Source organism: Vibrio sp. A37, from assembly GCF_059777565.1.
Map to the genome: position 1 here is coordinate 92,275 of NZ_JBLNLI010000012.1, position 22,329 is coordinate 114,603.

A 22,329-nucleotide genomic window follows, 5' to 3' on the forward strand; every position below is an offset into this window, starting at 1 on the left:
GAATATTCCCCAGAGGAATATTCATATGCCTTTGGTTTTATAAACTGTTCATTTAAATTGCAATTAGGGCAAATTAAGCATAGGGAGAGGAAATATTTGTATAAAACACGTTCGCTTTTTAGTACTTCGAGACGGTTCTTAGACAGATATTTTGTAGCAAATTTATTAGGAGTCAGTTCGTATTGTTTAGTTTGCTAAACCCTTCCTGTTGAAGAGAGTGAGGCGTATTTATGGGCAGTATACAAGATAGAATTTCCTTTTTTGAAAACAAAATTTATGAATCTTTAAATGTACCGACTTTTGAATCATTTAAGAAAAAATCTAATAAAAGACTTCAAAAACAAAAATATAAAAAGTTAGCAGCGGAAGCAGCAAAGAAAGCTCGCTTTCTAAATGATACTGAACAAGCGGCTAAACAGAATATGTCTAAAGTCTTAGGGCAAATCAAAAACCTAGGAGGAGGGTTGTCACAAGGGTTCAACCTTGTTAGCAAAGAAAAGCTTAAAAATGCGAAAAGTTTCTACAATGAGTATCGTGCCAATGCTCCCTTAAATAAGGGGGAAGACGATACATTGGAAATTATGTTTAACTGTCTCAAAAGTGATGCTCATCTCACCCAATATCTGGATAAAACATACCAAGAAGAAATTAAGAACAGTACTGGCAAACTCAGCTATGGGGCTAGGAGGCAACTTAACAACGTTCGTTTTAAAACCAAGCAACTATTCATTCTATATAAAAAGTTCATCGAGGCTCAAATAGAGCTATTGTCGTTTGCGGATAAAATAGCCAGTATCAGCGATGGGACAGTAGTTCAACCTCCCGGAGCTTTCCAAGGCACTAAGTCTTTTAAAGGAGCACTGCAAAAAGTGACTATCCGTGAGCGAAGCTCCGACATAGGAAATTTAAAAGACTGCGCGCGAGCGACCATTATTTTTAAAACAACGGCGGATCTTATTCGAGCAAAGAATGATGTTGTTAAATCTCCAGCCTTTCAAGCTGTTCAGAATCATCAAAAAGCATTAAAAGACCGCTATGATTCTGGCTCCGGTGATTTGGAGAAATTCAATGTTGGCGCTCAAGATTCTGGCTATCGAGACATCAAGTTCTTTATACAAATGCCGAATTCTAAAACTATTGCTGAGCTACAGTTAAACACTGGCGTAATGGCGGAAGCAAAAGAGCAAGAGCATGTTATTTATGAGATTTTACGAACAACAAAAGATACGAGTCGAGCTTTTACCGTTACAAATGTCGACATACTAAAAGGTGTGCAAAAGCATATGAACTCAAGTTGGTTTGATAAAGCGCGCAGGACTACTTTAGGTGTGAATATGGAGCTTAAAGTGCTTGAAGGCATGATTCAGCAATTTAAGAATACAAAGTATACCCAGTTAAACGTAAGTAAACAGCAAGCTGAAGCTTTAATGAAAGTAGCAAACAGTTTATACGCTTACGCAACGAGTAAACTAGCAACTTAGTCTATTCGACTTTAGGGATTGAACATAAATAGTGCTCATTTTTAATGAGCACTATTTATGTGGGGCTGAGTTATTGTCTTAAAATGCGGTCAACAGACATGGTTTGTTCAAAGTCACTGCGGAAAGGGTTGATGTCCAAGCCACCACGGCGAGTATAACGAGCGAAAACGGTCAATTTTTCTGGGTTACAGCAACGCTTGATATCACTGTAAATACGTTCGACACATTGCTCATGAAACTCGTTGTGATCTCTAAATGAGATGACGTATCTCAACAAAGCTTCTTTATCTATAGCAGGGCCAGTATATTTTATGTATACGCTACCCCAGTCTGGCTGGTTGGTAACTAGACAGTTGGATTTTAGTAAATGCGAGCATATGTTTTCTTCTACAATATTTTCCGACGTGTTGTTTAGCAAACTGTCTTCATTATATTCATAGCAACTTACTTCTATATCTAAGTCATCGATGCACTGAAATCCTGCATTACTATCTTGCATCTGAAAGGCTTCAGTCACGTCGTGTAGCTTTATTGCCACAGCACCTCCAGCCGCTTGACTTAGGTCAGATGTCAGTGCTTCTGTAACTTGCTGTGCAGTGTTGAATTTCGATTGGTTGAATGAATTCAAATATAGTTTAAATGACTTTGATTCAATAAGGTTTGGGCTGCTCGCAGGAATCTTAAATTCAGCGACGGCAACCATTGGTTTTCCTTTTGAATTTAGCCAAGAAAGCTCATAACCCGTCCACAAGTCGTATCCAGTTAAACCTCTATCACTAAACTGCTTGATATTGCTCCTGCCTCCGGCTCTAGGGATAGGGTCGAGTAGGCTTGGGGAGTAAGTAGAAACATACTCGGTTTTTTTACCTAAATTCTTAGAATAATCCATGGGTATACCTTTAAGAGCTTTATCAGTTTGGCATTGTAAAACAGGCGTTCAGCCGGCTCATATATCGGGTGGCAAATTAGCATAATTTGCGGGGAAATGTTACCGATTTAGCTGAGCTAAGTGGCAGATTAAAAACTTTAGGCTAACAACGAAACTCAACGTCAAGAGGTTAAAATTGATTACGCACTATTTTAACTGAACCATAACAAATCTAACTTGAAGAGAGTCGTACAAAGTGCTAAAGATCAAGCACTTTCCATGACAGGTTAGAGCAATGAAAGCTTCAAAATGGTTATTGGTACTGATGACATTCATGCCTTTTGGATATGGGTTTTGTCAGGGATTCTCAAGCGAGTTAGAGCAAATTCTAAAGACCAGTAATAACAGAGATATTGGCATCTCAATACTGGACTTGAAATCCGGTAAGCCTGTATACAGCCACAATGCTTATGATTATTTTGTTCCCGCCAGCAACATGAAGATATTAACTTCGGCGGCGTCTCTATATATGTTGGGCCCTGATTTTGAGTTCACGACTCAAGTCCTTGCTGATAAAAAGCTTATCCACAATAAAGTATTAAGCGGAGACTATTACCTTTCTTTTAGCGGTGATCCAACGTTGACGGTTGAACAACTACAAGACTTAATTAAACAGTCAAATATTAAAAAGATCACTGGAAATATATACGTAGTAAACCCCTACGATGGTATGACGGTTCCGCCTGGAGCAACTAGTGATGATCTTATGTGGGGCTATGCGTCGCCGGTCAACGGTTTCATTCTTAATGAAAATCAGTTTTCTGTGACAATCACTCCTTCAAATACGATAGGCCAACCAGCGCAACTGCAAGTTGGCGACGACTTTATTCATAATCTCAAAGGAGAGGTTAGTACGCAGACCTATGCGGATTGCCCAGCCAGTGTTGATATCAATTATGTTAACCATTCAACGTTAGAAGGCTGTGCTCGGGCTAGTGCTAAACCCTACAAACTTAAGCTATCAATCCAGAATAGTAGGGAGTATTTACGTAATGTGTTAGCAAAGGTTTTTACTGATAACGGCATAGACTTTAGCGGTCATATCTTATATGTCCATCAGATGCCACAGGGGCTTGACACTTTGAGTACTCATAGCTCAGAAGATCTGCAAAGCATTCTAAAATATGCACTCAAAAACTCGGATAACTTGTACATAAACGCCATATTGAAAAAAATGGGACAGGTGTATAAAAATAACGGTGAAAATGGCAATTTTACCAATGGTATTGACGCCTTGGTTCGTACCATAAACTCGAACACAAATCTGAGTTTAAACAGTAAAGACTTTGCTGATGGCGCTGGGCTATCTATCTACGACAGGTTACAACCTGCTCAAATTACTCATGTGCTATTTAATATTTTAAATAACCAAGATCTCGCTTCTGTTTACAAACCACTGTTGCCTATCGCATGCACTGATGGAACGCTCTGGAAGCGAATGTGTTCACAAGATATTAAAGATAACGCTTATGCAAAAACAGGAAGTATGGAACGCTCAGGTGTATCAAGCCTATCGGGTGTCGTTACAACGTTCAAAAATCACAAAATTGTCTATTCAATTTTGATCAATCAATCGAGTGATATACATAAGGCTAGGCAGTTGCAGAATAAAGTTGTACAAGCGATTTATAGCCAACTATAAGCAGCGAAAGAGGAGAGTATAGTGCTTTGATTTTTAATATGATTTTGGCCTTTTCTCTAGTTGGTGTTACACACTTTTACAAATTGACGCATTGTCTTAAACAATACACATTGTTTGAGCATCAATATGAATATAGAGTTTAGACTCAACTCCTGTAGAAAATTATGTTGTGTTATTGCAGATGCGGTAAGCGAACCTCCCCCCTAATTCGCTTACCGCATATTTTTTATTTATTTCCAAAAAAGATAATTCCGACTCCCAACAAAATGACCATGGCACCTGATACGTCCCATCTTGTGGGCATGACCCGTTCAACTCCCCATAGCCAAAAGATCGCAGTAACCACGTATATCCCGCCATACATTGCATAAGTTCTACCTGCATCATCTGGATGAAGAGTGAGTAGCCAAGAAAATATCATCAAGCTCAACCCTGCTGGCAACAGTAACCAAACAGATTTATTTTGATTGAGCCATAAGTAGGGGAGGTAGCAGCCAATTATTTCCGCGATGGCAGTAAGTATAAATAATCCGATTAAATAAGAGTTTTGAAGCATAACGTATGGTTATTAGTAAATAATAAGGCAGTTAGAAGATAAAACTGCCTAGTCTTTATTGTCAATTTATATTTTGAATAATTCTCATTAACTATCTCTTGATGTTTTTATTACATTTTAGATACTATTCCAGTGCAGATTGATGAGCTCAGTAAAATGACCATCTAATTAAGCAGAAAATGAGATGTTTTAATACTAATTAAATAAATATCTGCAATAACGTCAGTCGTGCACGCTTTAACTGGGGATCACTTATGTTTGTCAGCGCATCCACACTTGGTATATTTATTCCGACATTCTTTTTCGTCTCTGCCACTCCCGGAATGTGTATGACGTTGTCGATGACACTGGGTATGTCGGTAGGTGTTAGGCGCGCAATGTGGATGATGTTTGGAGAATTAATTGGTGTAGGCTTGGTTGCAATCGCAGCTGTTTCTGGCGCTGCGACGGTTATGTTGCTTTACCCAATAGTGTTTACTTTTATGAAGGTTTTAGGGGGTATTTATCTCCTATACCTAGGAGTTCAGCTCTGGCGTTCTAAAGGAAAAATGGCGGTATCTGCCGATAATACGTCCAGTATCGTAAAGTCACGTTATGAATTGGCGTTACAAGGGTTCATGACGGCAACAACAAACCCTAAAGGCTGGGCGTTTTTTATAGCCTTACTGCCTCCATTCATCAGTACGGCTTCTCATGTTGTTCCTCAAGTAATGAGCTTAGTTGGAATCATATTGATTCTAGAATTTACCTGCTTGTTGCTTTATGCCATAGGAGGACGTTACCTCAGCCAATTCTTACATCAAAGTGGTAACGTAAGATTCATTAATAGAATAGCTGGCACACTAATGATAGGTGTTGGTATATGGCTCGCATCAGCTTAGGGCGTGTTGGTCTTTTGCGATGATTTTTGCAGCAGTTTGTCGCTTGTTTCTACAAGGAAGTGGTGGTGCCGTGTAGTCACCTACACAAATCAGCACTGACGCCGTAGAAGGGAGCGACAAGCGCTGCCCTAGTCTTCAACGTCCATTTCCACTCGATCGCGACCGTTTTCTTTAGCTTTATAAAGAAGGGCATCTACTCTCTTTAGCATGCTGTCGATATTGTCGCCTTCTTTTATCGAGGTAACACCAACACTCACAGTAAGCGGTACTGGTTTACCGTTGCTCTTTAGCTTTAGAGATCGAATGCCATCGATTAGTCGGTCTAAGACATAAGTAGATTCGTTGGCAGATGTTTTTGGGAATACTGCGAGAAACTCTTCTCCACCCCAGCGCCCATAAACGTCCCCTTTTCGGCCTACATTTTCTACAACGAGTGCAAACAATTTGAGGGCTTCGTCACCGACATCATGACCAAAGTTGTCATTGATGGATTTGAAATGGTCAAAATCTAATAGTGCTATGACAAGATCGCGGTTGTATCGAAGACAGGTACTGATTTGTTCTGTGAGCACTTTTTCTAGGCAGCCCCGGTTGTATAGACCAGTCAGTGCATCGGTATTAGCCATGATTTCCAACCGAGAACGGGCGTCTTCAAGTGCGGCTAAGTCTCTCTCTCTTGCGATTTCGTGGCCAACCCATTCGGCAAATAATCGCACCAGTTCAATATCTTGACGTATGTAGTTACGAGTGGGGTGAGGGCTGGAAAAGTTTAGTGTTCCATAGCGTTCACCATCAACGAAAATAGGTGAGCCCAAATAGGCTTCTAGGCCAAAATTTTCGAAGCACGGATGTCTGGCGATAGAGCTGTTGGATACATGATGAAAGCCTTGTACATCGTTGGCGTTAAATACATGTACGCAGTAGGTGATACCAAGGTCAAACTTCATTCCTGGCTCAAGGGCATCATCCGGATGAACTGCTCTCTGGACAATGTATTCTTGCTCTTCAATTTTGCTAAAAATACCGATAGGGAGCCCAAAATGCTCGCAGCCTAAGCGTAAAATAGCGTCCACACGTTGTTGAAAGTTTAGTTGGCGGTCAGAAGTTATAACATGTAGTTTATTGAGTGTATCTTCAGCTGAAATGCGAGACGACTCATCTTTAACCATAGTGACATAGTATTGAGTCTTGCCTTGCGAATTTTTGATTGCACCTCCAGTCGAGACACCATGAAAAACATGGCCTAATCGAGTTTGATACTCGACTACATATGAATCTTCTGAGTAGTCTGCTCGTTCATTCAGTAGTGGCTCTTGATCTGACTTAAATTCAGGCTCTTGTGCGTATAAAGCATGGATATATTTACCATTGATATCTTCATTTTTGTAATCAAAGAGTGCTTCCGCCGCTTTATTGAGATTGACTATTTTTCTTTCTGCGTTAGCAATAATGACGGCGATATCAACATTTTTAAACACTAAAGCAAGTGTCTTCGTATCTATGTTTAGCTGTCTATCATATATACCTGATGTATTCACTTTCTTTTCCTTAGATTATGAAACTAAACAAATAAACAATATTTAGTAATGGTGCTGAAATGAATGAGTACGATGCAATCATGTATTAATATATAACGCATGTGCATTTACGCTTATATAAGTTGGTGCTCTTATTGCTGCATTTGTATCATGAATGCGCAATGTTTAAAGTTGCTACGGGTTACATAACTTAAGCAATATGAATTTTTCCACCGAATGGAGAATTACCAGTAACACTAGCAATTACATGATGAGAGTTAAAGTCGGCTCCATCAAAAATTTTCAATTAGGTTAGAGGGTTGCACTAGATTTTTGGGCCTAACGTTGCTCCCCAATCCATTGCATAGTACACACTTATATGAAAACTTACCTATACTTGTTGGACCTATATAAAATATCCTGCATATCAATGATAGGGGAAAAGAATGACGCAACAAGCGTTAGTTGTAGATGATGACCAGTACATCCGTCAATTTGTAAACACGCTTTTGAATAAAGAGTTTGGTGAGCAGCTATCTGTTGCTATGTGCTGTAACGGCAAAGAAGCATTGGAACTGCTCGAAAGCCAGTCGTATAACCTTGTCATTACTGATGTGATGATGCCTGAACTCGATGGGTTTGAGCTAATAGAAAACCTTCGTAGAAGTTATGATTTGCCGATAATCGCCATGTCAGCAGGGTTTAGAAACGCAGACTCGCAATCTGTACTCAAAGTTGCTGATTCCTTAGGTGCTGACATTGTTATTGATAAAGCAGACCTCAGCAAAGAGCTTGTCAGCAAAGCTAGGTTGTTTTTAGGTTAACGATTTGTAGCGCTAGCAATCAGATCACTAACCTATTTGACGACTTTTGTCCGTTCTTCATAGTTTTTGTATCGAATTCTCAATTTCAATAATTCTTATTTAGTGCTGTATAACTACTCTAATCTCTATCTATAGTTAAAAGTATCGATAAGAGAAAAGGGTAAGAGAATGGACTCACATTATCTTTTGTTTCTTTGTAAACGTGCGATTACCGTACTAATAAAGAAAGCTAAGACACTTGTTGGGTGTTTGTTACTTATAGTGGGCAGTTCCGCGTGGGCCTCGGAACCGATTAAAGTTACTATGTTAAATCCTGATCCTCCGGGCGATCCATTCTGGGATCAAGTGGTTTCTTTTATGCAGGCTGCTGCTAAAGATCTAAATATCGAACTGAAGGTTATCAATTCGAGATCTCAAGATCGGTTCTATTACTTAGAGCTGGCTAAAAAAGAGATGGAGTCAGAAGATAAGCCGGATTATTTTGTCGCCATTTTATTGAATAGGATTGGTCCTTGGATGCTCAAATCTGCCCAAGAGAATGGAGTCAAGGTATTTACAATCAATACCGATGTTTCTGAAAACGATAATACTGAGATAGGCAAACCCAGAGGCAAATATAAAAATTGGATCGGCAAAATGCATCCTGATGATCGTTATGCGGGATATCTTTTGGGCAAAAAACTGCTTGAGCAAGCCGAGAAGAAAATAGATGGCTCTGGTAAGAAAGTAGAAGTGATAGCAGTTACTGGTGGTAGAGCAACAGCGGTGGCTGAGCAAAGAGTTAACGGTTTAAGGGAAGCTATCGAAGAGTCTTCTCAATCGAAATTAGTACAAGTTGTGTACACAGATTGGAGCTCTACGATGGCCGCTCAGAAAACGGCCTCTCTGATGAGACGTTACCCAAACATTAGCGTGGTGTGGGCTGCGAGTGACTTTTTATCTTTTGGTGCTTTGTCTGGTGTACAAGAGCAGACTGGAGAGTCAAGTGGTCGCGTTATATCGGGTGGGATTGATTGGACAAATGAAGGCCAGCAAGCAGTCTTGAATCATAAAATGGCTGCAACGGTAGGTGGGCACTTTATGGAAGGGGGGTGGGCCCTCGTACTACTGCATGATTACCATCATGGAAAAGACTTTGAGCCGTTACTTGGATTGCAGATTAAAACTAAGATGAGTGCTCTAGATGAGAATAATATTGGACCTTACATGCAAAATTTTGGTACCAACGATTGGGATAAAATAGACTTTAAGCAATTTTCTAGAGTATATAACCCAGACATGAAAAAGTATCAATTTAATTTAGAAAACGTAGAACTAAAATAGCTTCTGGTTATTTTAGTTCTTTACCACTTGAGACTATTATGGGGCTTATATATGTATTCATAACTTTGATATAATAAATTTACTTGTCAATTGTACTTACAAATCTTCAAGTTTTAATAACTACTCTAAATCATACATCCCTATATAATATATTGTTATCCGGCTGCTGACTGAAGAGTAATTTACTGTAATGTAAGCTATTATTGTTCTGCGGTCGTCTAAATTAACAAAATTTCTATTGTTGCAAGTACTCGAAAGCTGTTTTCCATTTATGCGGTTTATCCTAAGGTGACTGATTTGGTAAGCTTACTCTCAATATATGCTACTTAGATGCAAATATAGAAAATATACTTATATAGCGCATAGCAAACTTTATCTAAGCTCGTTTTTAATAATTATATGAATATAGTAATACTTATTTAACGCACTAGATAGAAATAAAAGGAATGTCTAAAGTATTGGGAAGTTGAAATGCTACGCCTCTAAAGTTGATATCATAAATCAAATAAATACAATGATAACATTGTTAAGGTAAAGCCAATATGACGACAAGTACGCTCGATTTACCAATCAGCAAGTGGGAAAGTGTCATTTCAGATCTTTTGTCTCACTCACCTATTCAGCTCAACGGCTCTCGAAACTATGATATTCAGGTACTTAACCCAGACTTTTACAAACGTGTTCTCGTAGAAGGTTCAATCGGTTTAGGTGAAAGCTATATGGACGGCTGGTGGCAATGTGCGGATCTTGACCAGATGTTCTATTACCTACTTAAGTACCAGATTGATGAAAAGCGCCCAGATAGGTTTAGCGACATCATGTTTGTACTAAGATCTCGCCTTTTCAATATGCAAACTAAAAAACGGGCTTGGATTGTTGGCGAAGAGCACTATGATTTAGGCAATGATCTTTATGAGAGAATGCTTGACCCTTATATGCAGTATTCCTGTGGTTACTGGAAAACCGCTGAAGACTTGGCTACAGCGCAAGAAGATAAACTCAAACTCATTTGTGAAAAGCTACAGCTTAAGCCTGGTGAAACACTGTTGGATATCGGTTGTGGTTGGGGTGGTCTCAGTGAATTTGCGGCAAAATACTATGGTGTAAAAGTCACAGGTGTCACCATCTCTAAAGAGCAGCAGCAATATGGCATGCTACGTTGTAAAGACTTACCTGTTGATCTTCGCCTGTGTGATTACCGAGACCTAAATGAACAATTCGATAAAATTGTCTCAGTTGGTATGTTTGAGCACGTTGGGCCGAAAAATTATCAAGCTTATTTTGACGTAGTATCACGTTGTCTTAAGCCTGAAGGTCTTTTCTTACTGCATACTATTGGTAGCAATCAAACAATGGTTAACGTTGACCCTTGGATCAATAAATATATCTTCCCAAATGGCGTTTTACCTTCTGTTGAACAAATCAGTCATATCAGTCAGAAATCGTTGGTGATGGAGGACTGGCATAACTTTGGCCCAGATTACGATAGAACATTGATGGCATGGAAAGAGAAGTTTAAAGAGAGTTGGCCAGAGATTAAAGATAATTACTCGCCTAGGTTCTACCGAATGTTCAACTACTATTTAAGTTCATGCGCAGGCGCATTTAGAGCTAGAAATATTCAGCTTTGGCAGGTGTTATTTAGTAAAAATGGCGTCGAAGGCGGAATACGAGTACCGAGATAATAGATGAAGTCATGAGAGGCGCGTAAAGCGCCTCTTATTGTCATTCTGTTACGACAGAATGGGTGACATCCCATACACAGGCACCTGCATAAGCAAAACCCCAAATAATACAAGCAATGAGCCGCCTAGCAGTTGTAAAACCACCGCAGCTGTAGAAGTCGAATGAGTGCTTGCTCCAAGGTATTTAGATACCACCTTCTTTCCGGATATCGTCATTAAAGCAATGGTTGACGTGGTTAGTGCAGTACCAATTGACATCACAAAAGCACTTACGACACCTAGCCAATATGCCCCCACAACATTGGCAAATAACAGAGCCAAGATTGCGCCAGTACAAGGGCGAATACCGATGCTTATAATAATGCCGATATACTCACGCATACTGGAAGCCTTGTTAATTGCTTCAGCGCTGGCAAAGTGAGTATGTCCGCAGCCACAGTGACCATTTTCATCATGTTGATGTACATGATTTTTAGCAGAGTTGAAGTTAGGAGCTTTGAGCAGTTGAAGACCATGTTCTGCTTTGGCTTCTAATTTTTGGAATGACTGATATGGGCCGCTTTCAACCGCTAAATCAGCAGGCTGAAATTTAACTTTAAACCTTTGCCAAAGCTGTTTTGCACTACGATAAATAATGATCGCACCCAAAATTGACATAGCGTAAAAGCTAAGACTAATGAATCGGTTAGCTTCACTGTTGACTTCCCTCATCGTTGAATTAAATGCCATCAATAAAACTGTTACCAGCACTATTGCTACGATTGCTTGAAGGAAAGCAGACAAAACCGTCAGTACGAGGCTGACTTTCACTTTGGTGGGATGGGTTGCGAGATAAGTAGTGACAATCATTTTGCCATGCCCAGGCCCAATCGAATGTAATGCGCCATACAAAAAACTGAACCCTGCCAAATATAATCCAGCTGTCACACTATGAGCTTTGGCTTGATAAAGTAAGTCGGTCAATTGCATATTTATTTCACGTTGCCATTTGATGCTGCTGAGCAAAATCACGGGCCAGGCGTTTAATAGCATGTAACCAATACTGCCGAGGATCATCAAGGCGATGGCAGCGCTTAGGTAGTAACGGACACGAGAGTTTGATCTCATGCTATTTTGGTTGCTCATTAACTTTCTCCTGAGCTTTATTATTAGAGGCTTTTGGAACGTTGCAATGGAACTTTATGGTCTGGGTGAATAATTGACCTAATGTATTGTCAGGATCGGCATCCGGTGGGAGTGACATTGCATAGCTAACTTCTTCTGGGGTTGGATGAGCAGGAATAAGTTTAAAAGAACATGTTTTTGCTAGCTCTGGCGATAATTTAATGTCGCTGGCATTATCCCACGTCATATCCATATAGTAGGTTGGTTCAAATACCCGTAAAACAATTGAGTCAGCGGTTACTTTTTTAGGATGAGCAAGTGGTAATTCGAATGTCAGGGTCGCTTTTGGGCCTTTCTGCGAAAGGGTGCCATCTTTAGCAACTAAATACTTTATTGGAGTATTTTTGTCGTAAAAATAAGTGTAGTAGTGGCTATTTAAAAGGTTTTTCATCACAGAATCCGCCACTTTTTGCATCGTTGCTTTCTTGTGAGCAGGACTCATATCTTCACCATCAAACATGTAAGCTGTTGTCATCGGATCGAAGGTCCATTCTTGTTTGAAACCCGTGATGGTATTTTTCGCGCCTTGAACGTAGGTTTTCATGCTTACCCATGAATGTGGGTGAGCATTGCTAGCAAAAGGCAGCAACGTTATTGCAAAAGCCAATAAAGTTTTAATACAAGGTATTGAGGTTTTGGCCGGTTTTTCTTTAGCAAGACCTGCGCATTGAAAAAGGATTGTCCTCATTTAAAGGCTTTCTCCAGACGATAAGTACAAGTGACACCAAAAAGTTGGGTGGAAGCAAATGTTACAGTATTACATTAGCATAAATTAGAAAAGCAAAAACAATGTCAGCAATTCATGGTGTTCCACAGTGTATCTAGCTGAAAGTTAAACGAGAAGTAAGTGCAGAGTCGGTCTCGGGTCAAACAAATGTAAATGAAAGTAAAAAAGAGAGAAAATTAATTACAAAATGCGATAATCCCTTGCCGTAAACTGCCGGTGTAGCGAGCTGAGGTAAGTGGCTCCGAGTTTACTTGTCATCGACTTCTTATTTTTTGGGATTTTTCAATATGAGACACAAAAAGCTTGCCATTAGTTTAAGTGCCATTGTTATATTGGCAGCGGCTGGCGCTAGTTATTTTTATCTCGGGGAGACAACTCATAAGAGAGAATTTGCTCCCACGCAAGTTGAAACGCAACCTATCACGACCCGTACTTTGTCTGACCAAGAATATGGTTATGGCAACATCTATTCAAAAGACTACGTTACTCTTAAAAGCCTTCAAACCAATCGTATTACTGGGATAAAGTTTTATGGTGGCGAAACCGTATCCAAAGGCCAAGTATTACTTACCCAAGATACTCGTACCGCAAAAGCTCAGGTGGCACAGGATCAAGCTCAGCTGACTCAAGCGAAAAATGAGTGGCAGCGTCAGGAGAACCTGCGCAAAAAAGGCCTAATTTCTCAAAGCTCTTATGACGATGCCTATAGTAGCTATAAACAAGCAAAAGCACTGCTAGAACAAGATACAGCTGTGCTATCCGAGTTAACCATCAAAGCGCCATTTTCTGGTGTTATTAGTACGACTGACTACCATGTTGGCGATTTATTAGATGCTGGTAGTAGTATTGCCACGTTGTACGATCCAATTCATCTCACCGTCCAATATCAACTTCCAGCTTCGGCTCGGTCAGACTATAAAGTCGGCCAGCTCGTGACTATCGAGTCCGAGCTGAACTCAGATAGTAAAGCAGAAGGCAAAGTTATTTACGTAGCGCCAAGTATAGATACTGGACTAATAACACTGAAAGCGGCTGTCAATGTTGGTTCTAGCTTCAAGCCGGGTCAAAATGTGAAAGTGGTCCAGCAAACTAAGGTACTTAAGGATCAAGTGATTATCCCAACGGGGAGCTTACTGACCAACCTAGAAGGCACCCAAGCATTTATTGTTGAAAACGGTAAAGCAGTACTGCGAAATGTAAAAGTCGGCAATTATTACAACGGTTATGTTCAAATTCTGTCTGGTTTGAAAGTGGGTGAAGCATTAGTCACCAATGGACAGAATTACCTTCATTCCGATGAAAAAGTGATAGTGAACAATAGTGGCCAAATTCTGACTAAAAACAGCAAAGAATCTGGAGTGAAAAAATGAAACTGACGGAGTTATGTATACGCCGTCCTGTTTTATGTACGGTGTTATGGTTGATCCCAGTGTTTATCGGGATTTTGATCAGCCAAAAACTGTCATTGCGCTACACTCCCCAGTTAGCACAGTCAAAAGTACAGATATCAGCTAGAGACAGTGCACTTGCCGCGCAAAATATGATGACTGAAGTGCTCATCCCTATACAGGATGAGATTGCGGGAACCGAAGGTATCGCGCATATGACTGCAACAGCTAGGCGCGGCAAAGGCGAAATTACCATTGATGTCGCTGACGGTGTTAGCGATGCTGGCATTGACACTTTAGTCAGTGAAATCCACAACGATATCTCAAATATTTCTAGCAAACTGCCAGACAATATCGAGCCGAAAGTAAGCAAATCCGACGACAAAGGTATGCCCGCAATGCTGATCGGTTTGACGCCAGGTCCAAACCAGCCGCAGTACGAATTCCGTCAATATGGAATCAACACTTTGCTACCAAGGCTAGAGCAATTACCATCTGCGGGCTCGGTAGATGTGGCTCCTAGCTCATCTCAATCCGTATTGATCACGCTAAACCCAGACAAAATTCAGCGTTATGGATTAGATCTGAACACTATTATCGATAAGATCAGTGATATGGATGATATTACTGCGATCAGTGGAACCACCTCTGGTTCAAAGAGTCAATATCAGCTTATTTCAAGTGGGGCTATCGACAGCCTAAATAGCATTCGTGATATCGTGGTCGCCCAATACGATGCTCAACCTGTTCGTTTGTCGGAAATTGCGAAAGTGACGATCGGAACGCCAGGCAACCAGCCTGACATCGAGCCGCTGGTCGACTTTTCAAAAAAACGCTCAATGCTCTTCGTATTGAATCCACAGTATACCGCAACGGCGAATGCTTTAGTCCTTTCCAACCAAGTGCACTCACTATTGAACAGTATGCAACTACCAAGTGGAATGAAAGCCAGTGTTTTGCTTGATAAGTCGGATTTCATTAAAAGCTCATTGCATGATGTTTACCTTGCAATTGGACTGGCTGTAATACTTGTTGCGGGGGTCATTTGGCTATTCTTGGGTAACTTGAGAATCGCGTTAATTCCAGTTGTGACGATACCTGTTTGTTTGGCGTGCTCATTTATTATCATGAAGTTAGCAGGGTTTAGTATCAACTCATTGACTTTGCTCGCAATGCTACTTGCAGTTGGCTTAGTGGTTGATGATGCCATCGTGGTCACAGAGAACGTTCATCGACAGATGAAATATCAGTCTTCTATACGGAAAGCGACAATTATAGCCTGCCGACAAATAGGCTTCGCTATTATTGCGACAACGCTAACGCTAGCAGCAGTATACATACCAGTTGGATTAGTTGATGGTATTACCGGTGAGTTGTTCAAGCAGTTTGCCTTTACACTAGCGGGGACAGTGATCATTTCAGGAATGGTGGCGCTTACCTTGTCGCCAATGATGTGTAGCAACATGCTCAATCACAAACCCGCAGGTCGATTTGAAGTATGGATCAATGACAAACTGGATCAGCTGGCAGAAGTTTATCATCGAGTATTGCGTTATAGCATTGACTATCGAAAGACGACTCTGGTCTTACTGATCGCCATTTTCGCAACCAGTTACTGGCCGCTTACTCGTAGTCCATCAGAGATGATACCTGCTGAAGACTCAGGCCAAATATTTATGTTTCAACCATTATCCGGTGGAAGTGATGACGCTTCTGAAGAGAAAATGATCGATAGCATGAGTAAACGACTGAGTAAGATCCCGGGGATTGAGCATGTGGCGGTATTAGCCAGCACCGACTTCATTCGTGGGTTTATTACGTTAAAGCCGTGGAGTGAGAGAAAACATAGTGCGAAACAAATCAGTCAAATGATTGATGTGGCGTTGCGTCAAGGCGGTAACGTTGTCTTTACAGGTGTGATCCCAGCAGTGGATACAGGGAGCGGTAGTAAGGGTAATAGTGGTGGTATCGATATTAATGTCACTAGCTCGGCTAGCTACCAAACGTTATCCAAGCAGATGGCGTTAGTTGCTCGCAAGCTTGAACAATCACCCATGTTCTCTCATGTACGTGATGCTTTGAAATTTGATGAGAACCAGTTTCAGATAAAAATTAATCGTGTTGCGGCCTCACAATACGGTGTGCCAATGAAAGATATTCAAGATGTACTGAAAGTATCTTTGAGTGGCAAAAGTTTTGATAACGATATGAGCTATCAAGGCGTTAACTACTCTCTTTATGTACAAATGCTAAAAAGCTATACCGAAATACCAACGTCATTGAAGAATCTGAAAATCAAAAATGATGATGGTAAGTTAATTCCTTTAGGTCAATTAATTAGTATAAAAAGTCAAGTTGGGCCGCGTTCGATTGAGCAATATGACAGGGCAACGTCGGCGTCATTGTCTATTCGATTAGCCAATGATGTGAGCATGGGACAGGGGATTGATGAAGTCAATAAATTGCTTCCTCAAATCATGCCTGAGGGGGCAAGCTATCATTATGTAAACGACGCAGAGCAGTATTTGCAGACCAACCACCAAATGCTATTTGTTTTTGCTGCTGCGTTAATATTCATCTACATGGTACTGAGTGCTCAATTTGAAAGTATTGTCGATGCGTTCGTTGTGATGTTGTCACTTCCAATTACGTTATCTGCTGCTCTTTGGGTGCTGTACTTTAGTGACTACACCTTAAATGTCTATTCCGAAATAGGGCTGGTGACTTTAATTGGTCTGATATGTAAGCACGGTATATTGATTACCGAGTTTGCTAATGAGCTGCGACGGGAAGGCAAGCCACCAAGGGAAGCTATCCTAACAGCGACGAAAACTCGATTGCGACCGATACTCATGACGTCATTGACCATGATATTAGGTGCTGTGCCGTTGATTGTTGAAACGGGGCCAGGAGCAGTCTCAATGGGATCGTTAGGTATTATTATTATTTCGGGTATGGCAATTGGCATTGTTGACCCGTTGTTTGTGGTGCCTTGTGTCTATCTCATGATGCAAAAGCTGAAAAAACCGATGAAGAAACAGGATGAAGATGACGAGCCATCGCTTCCAGTCACACCTTCCTCATCCGCATAGATGAGTTCTCTTTACTAACGAGAGCCCGTTGCTTTGTTCAGCGGGCTTTTTTGTTTCACTCTATAGTGAGGTCATAACATCAAAACTTTCTAGCTAGATTTTACGTCCCGCTACCTTGTTTTGCTACCCATTACGTCTAGTGTAGTTTGCCCCAAATACTTCTGAGCTTATAGGGGTGGGGATATCTTTCCTAATTCTGGCTATTTCATTTTCTGACAATTTGTTGGTCCACCAACAAAGCGAGCATATCTCATTTTATCCCAAGTTATCCTAGTTTTTATCTGAACGCTTCTGCTGTTCCTGATGATGGAAACAGATCCATTTTTTCGGTCGTAAGAATAGACGAAATTAAAAAACCACATACAGGATAATGTTCTGTTTGATCTAAACCAAAAAATGACAATTCTTTAGGTGAGAGCCGCCACAGCAATGAATTTTGCTAGTTTTTAATGTTAATAAAAGGTTGTAGCTTGGTTTAAAGTATTGTTTTTTGATATATTTGTAGACTAAATGAAACTAAAAACCGATATGAAATATTTTTTTAGATTATGTTACTAAATTTTTCATTTCGAATGGTGTTTTTTACTCGTTTGTTTCAAATTACGTGGAATTATGCATCTTTTTACTACATTTTTATGGCAAATTTGTTCGATGATTGGTAACGTTTGCCGTCATCTTTGCGGATTTTTAGATTTTTATGCTTATTTTTAGCTCTAAATAAATCTAAATCACTGGAGCCGTTCTAGTAGTCCTTGCTGATAAAAATAGCCAAAGAATTCATGGATGCAATACATAAGACTGGAGTTAAAAAAGTATGTATAAAAATAAAATTACTAAAGCTCTCCTGTTAGGAGCTAGCTTTGCAGTGGCAGCCGCATCGACGGCGTCATTTGCGGCAAATGTTCCAGCAGGAACGCAGCTCGCAAAAGTACAGGAACTTGTTCGTGGTAATGGAGCAGAAGTTGCTTCTATTGACCCTCAAAAAACGGAAGGGGTACCTGAGTCAAACGTGATTCGTGACCTTCTTGAAGGATTAGTAAACCAAGATGCCGATGGCAACACTATTCCAGGTGTAGCCGAAAGCTGGGAAACCAAAGACAACAAAACCTACATCTTCCACCTACGCGAAAATGCGAAATGGTCTAACGGTGATCCAGTTACTGCTGAAGATTTCGTCTATACATTCCAACGTGCTGTCGATCCAAACACAGCTTCGCCATATTCTTGGTATCTAGAAATGACCACTATGGTCAACGCCGCAGACATCATTGCTGGTAAAAAAGATAAAAGCACTTTAGGTGTTAAAGCCATTGATGATCACACACTACAAATTGACCTAGAGTCAGCGCTACCATATTTCGTTAAGATGATGGGTCACACCACTGTGAAGCCTGTCCACCGTGCAACGGTTGAGAAATGGGGTGAGGAGTGGACCAAGCCAGAACACTTTGTTGGTAATGGCGCATTTGTACCAGAGAAGTGGGTTGTGAACGAGCGCTTAGTGCTTAAGCGCAACCCAAACTATTGGGATAACGAGCATACCGTACTTGATAAAGTGACATACTTGCCAATTGAAAACCAAGTCGCAGAGATGAACCGTTTCTTGGCAGGCGAGCTTCAGATGACTTACGAGGTGCCAATCGAACACTTTAGACGTCTGAAAAAAGAGCATCCAGAAGATCTAAAGATCACGGGTAACCTTTGTTCTTATTACTACGGTTTTAATACCGCGAAGAAACCATTTGATGACGTCAGAGTCCGTAAGGCTCTATCTTATGCTATTGATCGTAACATTATTGCCAATGCGATAATGGGGCAAGGTCAATTGCCAGCTTATAATTTTACACCTGATATAGTCGCAGGTTTTACTCCAATCCCACCTGAATACAGCAAATGGACTCAAAAAGAGCGTATCGAAAAAGCGAAAGAGCTGTTAAAAGAAGCAGGTTACGACAAGTCTCATCCTCTCTCATTCAGCTTGTTATATAACACATCTGAAAACCACAAGAAGATTGCTACTGCTATACAATCTATGTGGAAGAAGTCTCTAGGTGTGAACGTTACGTTAGAAAACCAAGAGTGGAAGACTTTCCTAGATACTCGTCGTGAAGGCAATTTCGATGTGACTCGCGCGGGTTGGTGCGGGGATTATAACGAAGCGTCTACTTTTCTAAACTTGATGATGTCGAACAACGGCAACAACGACTCTAAGTACTTCAATAAGCAGTATGATGCAGATCTGAACAAAGCAATGGAAGTGACGAGTGATAAAGAGCGTGATGCGCTGTATAACGATGCTGAAGCTCTGCTTGCTCGTGATATGCCAATCGCACCAATTTATCAATATGTTCGAGTTCGCTTAGTGTCACCAACCGTTGGTGGTTATCCAATGCACAATGCTGAAGATAAAGTTTATTCGAAAGACTTATATATCAAAGCCAACTAAACACAACAATTCTTAAAGCAATAATAAATTAAATAAAGGCCTGCATGTTTTACGCATGCAGAGCCTCATTAATAATTTTTATGTCACAGACTGAAAGAGTGAGTTTATGCTTAAATTCATAGCCAAAAGAATACTGGAAGCAATACCGACCATGTTGGTATTGATTACCATATCGTTCTTTTTAATGCGTTTCGCGCCAGGTAATCCATTCTCAAGTGAGCGTCCACTTCCACCAGAAGTAATGGCAAACATTAATGCCAAATATGGCCTTGATAAGCCCGTATGGCAGCAATACGCGACTTATTTAACCAATATCGTTCAAGGCGATTTTGGTCCTTCATTTAAATACAAAGACTACACAGTAAACGAGCTTATCTCGACGGCACTACCAGTCTCCGCGAAAATTGGCTTTGCTGCGTTCATTTTTACCGTAATCATGGGGGTATCTGTTGGCACAATCGCTGCGCTTAAACAGAATACTTGGCTCGATTATTCAATTATGTCCACCGCCATGCTCGGGGTGGTAATGCCATCCTTTGTGTTGGCACCTGTACTCATCTATGTTTTTTCTATCAATCTTGGTTGGTTCCCCGCAGGGGGCTGGATGGATGGTTCATTTAAATACATGGCGCTACCCGTTCTAGGTATGTCATTGCTCTATGTAGCAACTTTCGCGCGTATTACCCGTGGTTCGATGATTGAAACGCTAAATAGTAACTTTATTCGAACTGCGCGAGCGAAAGGGCTGAATTATCCCTACATCATTATGAGACACGCGCTTAAACCAGCACTTCTACCTGTGGTCTCTTATATGGGCCCAGCTTTTGTTGGCATTATCACTGGTTCTGTTGTTATCGAAACCATATTTGGTTTGCCGGGAATTGGTAAACTGTTCGTCAACGCAGCCTTTAACCGTGACTACTCGTTAGTAATGGGGGTCACTATTCTGATCGGCTTCTTGTTCATTATGTTTAACGCCATTGTAGATGTGCTGTTGGCATATATCGATCCTAAGATTCGCTACTAGGTTGAGGTGTTGAATATGTTAACGAAAAAAGAAAACTTAGAAGCGATTGAGAAATTCTCAGAGAGCTTAGAAATTGAAGGTCGTAGCCTGTGGCAAGATGCGCGCATTCGTTTTATGCGTAACAAAGCTGCGATGGTCAGTTTGTTTATTTTGGTGCTAATGACACTTGCGGTCATCTTCCTGCCGATGATTGCACCTTATACCTATGAAGATACTGACTGGTATGCCATGCACGCAGCGCCATCTCTGGAACACTACTTTGGCACGGATAGCTTAGGTCGTGACCTTTATGTGCGTACCTTGGTGGGTGGCCGAATTTCAATGATGGTGGGTGTATTGGGCGCATTGGTTGCGGTGGTGATTGGTACACTTTACGGCGCAGCATCCGGCTTTATTGGTGGTCGTACTGACCGCGTGATGATGCGTATTCTAGAAATCCTTTATGCGATCCCATTTATGTTCTTGGTGATCGTATTGGTGACCTTCTTTGGTCGAAATATCATCCTTATCTTTGTTGCGATTGGTGCAATTGCGTGGCTGGATATGGCGCGAATTGTGCGTGGTCAAACATTGAGCTTGCGTAGCAAAGAATTTATCGAAGCGGCCCATGTGTGTGGTGTGAGCAAGTGGCGGATCATCACTCGTCATATTGTGCCAAACGTCTTAGGTATCGTTGCGGTTTACTCAACTCTGTTGGTACCGAGCATGATACTGACTGAATCATTCCTTTCTTTCCTTGGTCTAGGTGTTCAAGAGCCAATGACCAGTTGGGGAGCGTTACTACAGGAAGGGGCAAATACGATGGAAGTCGCTATTTGGCAATTGGCTTTCCCTGCTGCCTTTATGATTGTGACGCTATTCTGCTTTAACTATGTTGGTGATGGCCTGCGCGATGCGCTGGATCCAAAAGACAGATAATCGATAAAGGAAAGAATGATGAGTTTATTAGATGTCAACGATCTGCGTGTCGAGTTTACCACTCACGATGGTATTGTCACCGCAGTGAACGATTTAAATTTCGCCCTCAACCAAGGGGAAACCTTGGGTATTGTGGGTGAGTCGGGCTCAGGTAAATCGCAAACCGTGTTTGCTTTGATGGGCCTGTTAGCTAAGAACGGCAAAATCAGTGGCAGTGCCAAGTTTGAAGGCAATGAAATCCTCAACTTGCCTGAGAAAGCGCTCAACAAAGTGCGCGCTGAGCAAATTGCAATGATTTTCCAAGATCCTATGACCTCGCTGAATCCCTACATGAAAGTCAGCGACCAGTTGATGGAAGTGCTGATGCTGCACAAAGGCATGGGTAAATCGGAAGCGTTTGAAGAATCGGTGCGCATGCTAGAAGCGGTAAAAATTCCCGAAGCCCGCAAGCGTATTACCATGTACCCGCATGAGTTTTCAGGCGGGATGCGTCAAAGGGTGATGATAGCGATGGCGCTATTGTGCCGTCCAAAACTGCTGATTGCCGATGAGCCGACGACGGCACTAGACGTAACAGTACAAGCGCAAATCATGGAACTGTTGAACGAGCTCAAAAGTGAGTTCAATACCGCGATTATCATGATCACCCACGACTTAGGTGTGGTGGCGGGCTCGTGTGACAAAGTGCTGGTCATGTACGCAGGGCGCACTATGGAATATGGAACAGTAG

The 22,329-nt window shown here is 41.1% G+C and carries 17 protein-coding genes; 12 read left to right on the forward strand and 5 right to left on the reverse strand.

Annotation, left to right across the window (positions count from 1 at the left end):
• The first annotated feature begins 230 nt into the window (after positions 1–230).
• Positions 231–1,481, forward strand: coding sequence for a hypothetical protein (locus tag ACM2FC_RS18275; RefSeq protein WP_498482426.1), 1,251 nt, complete (start codon positions 231–233; stop codon positions 1,479–1,481).
• 70 nt (positions 1,482–1,551) lie between these two features.
• Here ACM2FC_RS18275 and queF read toward each other — a convergent pair whose 3' ends face one another.
• Entirely contained in the window at positions 1,552–2,370 is an 819-nt protein-coding gene (queF, locus tag ACM2FC_RS18280; protein ID WP_498482428.1) for an NADPH-dependent 7-cyano-7-deazaguanine reductase QueF, read from the reverse strand.
• A 274-nt stretch (positions 2,371–2,644) separates the two neighbouring features.
• Between queF and dacB the strand changes: the two genes are divergently transcribed.
• Positions 2,645–4,051 (forward strand): D-alanyl-D-alanine carboxypeptidase/D-alanyl-D-alanine endopeptidase, encoded by a 1,407-nt coding sequence (dacB, locus tag ACM2FC_RS18285; RefSeq protein ID WP_498482429.1) that lies wholly within the window; start codon positions 2,645–2,647, stop codon positions 4,049–4,051.
• Between the two features lie 226 nt (positions 4,052–4,277).
• Here the strand turns inward: dacB and ACM2FC_RS18290 are convergent, their stop codons facing one another.
• Positions 4,278–4,607 carry a YnfA family protein gene (locus ACM2FC_RS18290; protein ID WP_498482430.1) on the reverse strand — a complete coding sequence of 110 codons (330 nt, stop codon included), beginning with the start codon at positions 4,605–4,607 and terminating at the stop codon, positions 4,278–4,280.
• Positions 4,608–4,861: 254 nt separating this feature from the next.
• On the opposite strand from ACM2FC_RS18290, the gene ACM2FC_RS18295 reads away from it, so the two are divergent.
• Positions 4,862–5,488, forward strand: coding sequence for a LysE family translocator (locus ACM2FC_RS18295; protein ID WP_498482431.1), 627 nt, complete (start codon positions 4,862–4,864; stop codon positions 5,486–5,488).
• A 128-nt stretch (positions 5,489–5,616) separates the two neighbouring features.
• Here the strand turns inward: ACM2FC_RS18295 and ACM2FC_RS18300 are convergent, their stop codons facing one another.
• Positions 5,617–7,026 carry a bifunctional diguanylate cyclase/phosphodiesterase gene (locus tag ACM2FC_RS18300; RefSeq protein ID WP_498482432.1) on the reverse strand — a complete coding sequence of 470 codons (1,410 nt, stop codon included), beginning with the start codon at positions 7,024–7,026 and terminating at the stop codon, positions 5,617–5,619.
• Positions 7,027–7,451: 425 nt separating this feature from the next.
• On the opposite strand from ACM2FC_RS18300, the gene ACM2FC_RS18305 reads away from it, so the two are divergent.
• From ACM2FC_RS18305 to cfa, 3 genes are all read left to right on the forward strand, one after another.
• Positions 7,452–7,829, forward strand: a complete 378-nt coding sequence (locus tag ACM2FC_RS18305) for a response regulator (protein WP_498482433.1) — start codon at positions 7,452–7,454, stop codon at positions 7,827–7,829.
• Between the two features lie 168 nt (positions 7,830–7,997).
• Positions 7,998–9,152 carry an ABC transporter substrate-binding protein gene (locus ACM2FC_RS18310; protein ID WP_498482434.1) on the forward strand — a complete coding sequence of 385 codons (1,155 nt, stop codon included), beginning with the start codon at positions 7,998–8,000 and terminating at the stop codon, positions 9,150–9,152.
• A gap of 542 nt (positions 9,153–9,694) precedes the next feature.
• The gene (cfa, locus tag ACM2FC_RS18315; protein ID WP_498482435.1) at positions 9,695–10,837 is read left to right on the forward strand and encodes a cyclopropane fatty acyl phospholipid synthase; all 1,143 of its coding nucleotides are present in this window, start codon (positions 9,695–9,697) and stop codon (positions 10,835–10,837) included.
• Between the two features lie 48 nt (positions 10,838–10,885).
• On the opposite strand, the gene ACM2FC_RS18320 is transcribed toward cfa, so the two are convergent.
• Together ACM2FC_RS18320 and ACM2FC_RS18325 are read right to left on the reverse strand one after the other, a co-directional pair.
• Positions 10,886–11,962: a nickel/cobalt transporter gene (locus ACM2FC_RS18320; protein WP_498482436.1), complete on the reverse strand. Its 1,077-nt coding sequence runs from the start codon at positions 11,960–11,962 to the stop codon at positions 10,886–10,888.
• A complete protein-coding gene (locus tag ACM2FC_RS18325) occupies positions 11,946–12,689 on the reverse strand; it encodes a DUF1007 family protein (RefSeq protein ID WP_498482437.1) in 744 nt (247 codons plus the stop codon). The genes ACM2FC_RS18320 and ACM2FC_RS18325 overlap by 17 nt, the downstream gene beginning before the upstream one ends.
• Positions 12,690–13,015: 326 nt before the next feature.
• Between ACM2FC_RS18325 and ACM2FC_RS18330 the strand changes: the two genes are divergently transcribed.
• The 6 genes from ACM2FC_RS18330 to ACM2FC_RS18355 all read left to right on the forward strand — a co-directional run.
• On the forward strand, positions 13,016–14,098 hold the full coding sequence (locus ACM2FC_RS18330; protein ID WP_498482438.1) for an efflux RND transporter periplasmic adaptor subunit: 1,083 nt from the start codon (positions 13,016–13,018) through the stop codon (positions 14,096–14,098).
• Entirely contained in the window at positions 14,095–17,208 is a 3,114-nt protein-coding gene (locus ACM2FC_RS18335) for an efflux RND transporter permease subunit (RefSeq protein WP_498482439.1), read from the forward strand. Before ACM2FC_RS18330 ends, ACM2FC_RS18335 begins: the two co-directional genes overlap by 4 nt.
• Positions 17,209–18,022: 814 nt before the next feature.
• Positions 18,023–19,654 (forward strand): ABC transporter substrate-binding protein, encoded by a 1,632-nt coding sequence (locus ACM2FC_RS18340; RefSeq protein ID WP_498482440.1) that lies wholly within the window; start codon positions 18,023–18,025, stop codon positions 19,652–19,654.
• Positions 19,655–19,760: 106 nt separating this feature from the next.
• Positions 19,761–20,681: an oligopeptide ABC transporter permease OppB gene (gene oppB / locus ACM2FC_RS18345; protein ID WP_498482441.1), complete on the forward strand. Its 921-nt coding sequence runs from the start codon at positions 19,761–19,763 to the stop codon at positions 20,679–20,681.
• A gap of 15 nt (positions 20,682–20,696) precedes the next feature.
• Positions 20,697–21,599 carry an oligopeptide ABC transporter permease OppC gene (oppC, locus tag ACM2FC_RS18350; RefSeq protein WP_498482442.1) on the forward strand — a complete coding sequence of 301 codons (903 nt, stop codon included), beginning with the start codon at positions 20,697–20,699 and terminating at the stop codon, positions 21,597–21,599.
• Positions 21,600–21,617: 18 nt separating this feature from the next.
• Positions 21,618–22,329, forward strand: a 712-nt coding sequence (locus tag ACM2FC_RS18355) for an ATP-binding cassette domain-containing protein (protein WP_498482443.1), incomplete at its 3' end; no start/stop codon positions are given.

Coding starts and splice junctions, on each gene's coding strand:
- ACM2FC_RS18290 (WP_498482430.1), bottom strand. CDS start 4,607: ATGCTTCAAAACTCTTATTTAATCGGATTATTTATACTTACTGCCATC.
- cfa (WP_498482435.1), top strand. CDS start 9,695: ATGACGACAAGTACGCTCGATTTACCAATCAGCAAGTGGGAAAGTGTC.
- ACM2FC_RS18325 (WP_498482437.1), bottom strand. CDS start 12,689: ATGAGGACAATCCTTTTTCAATGCGCAGGTCTTGCTAAAGAAAAACCG.
- oppB (WP_498482441.1), top strand. CDS start 19,761: ATGCTTAAATTCATAGCCAAAAGAATACTGGAAGCAATACCGACCATG.
- ACM2FC_RS18320 (WP_498482436.1), bottom strand. CDS start 11,962: ATGAGCAACCAAAATAGCATGAGATCAAACTCTCGTGTCCGTTACTAC.
- ACM2FC_RS18330 (WP_498482438.1), top strand. CDS start 13,016: ATGAGACACAAAAAGCTTGCCATTAGTTTAAGTGCCATTGTTATATTG.
- ACM2FC_RS18275 (WP_498482426.1), top strand. CDS start 231: ATGGGCAGTATACAAGATAGAATTTCCTTTTTTGAAAACAAAATTTAT.
- ACM2FC_RS18305 (WP_498482433.1), top strand. CDS start 7,452: ATGACGCAACAAGCGTTAGTTGTAGATGATGACCAGTACATCCGTCAA.
- ACM2FC_RS18340 (WP_498482440.1), top strand. CDS start 18,023: ATGTATAAAAATAAAATTACTAAAGCTCTCCTGTTAGGAGCTAGCTTT.
- ACM2FC_RS18310 (WP_498482434.1), top strand. CDS start 7,998: ATGGACTCACATTATCTTTTGTTTCTTTGTAAACGTGCGATTACCGTA.
- ACM2FC_RS18295 (WP_498482431.1), top strand. CDS start 4,862: ATGTTTGTCAGCGCATCCACACTTGGTATATTTATTCCGACATTCTTT.
- ACM2FC_RS18335 (WP_498482439.1), top strand. CDS start 14,095: ATGAAACTGACGGAGTTATGTATACGCCGTCCTGTTTTATGTACGGTG.
- queF (WP_498482428.1), bottom strand. CDS start 2,370: ATGGATTATTCTAAGAATTTAGGTAAAAAAACCGAGTATGTTTCTACT.
- oppC (WP_498482442.1), top strand. CDS start 20,697: ATGTTAACGAAAAAAGAAAACTTAGAAGCGATTGAGAAATTCTCAGAG.
- dacB (WP_498482429.1), top strand. CDS start 2,645: ATGAAAGCTTCAAAATGGTTATTGGTACTGATGACATTCATGCCTTTT.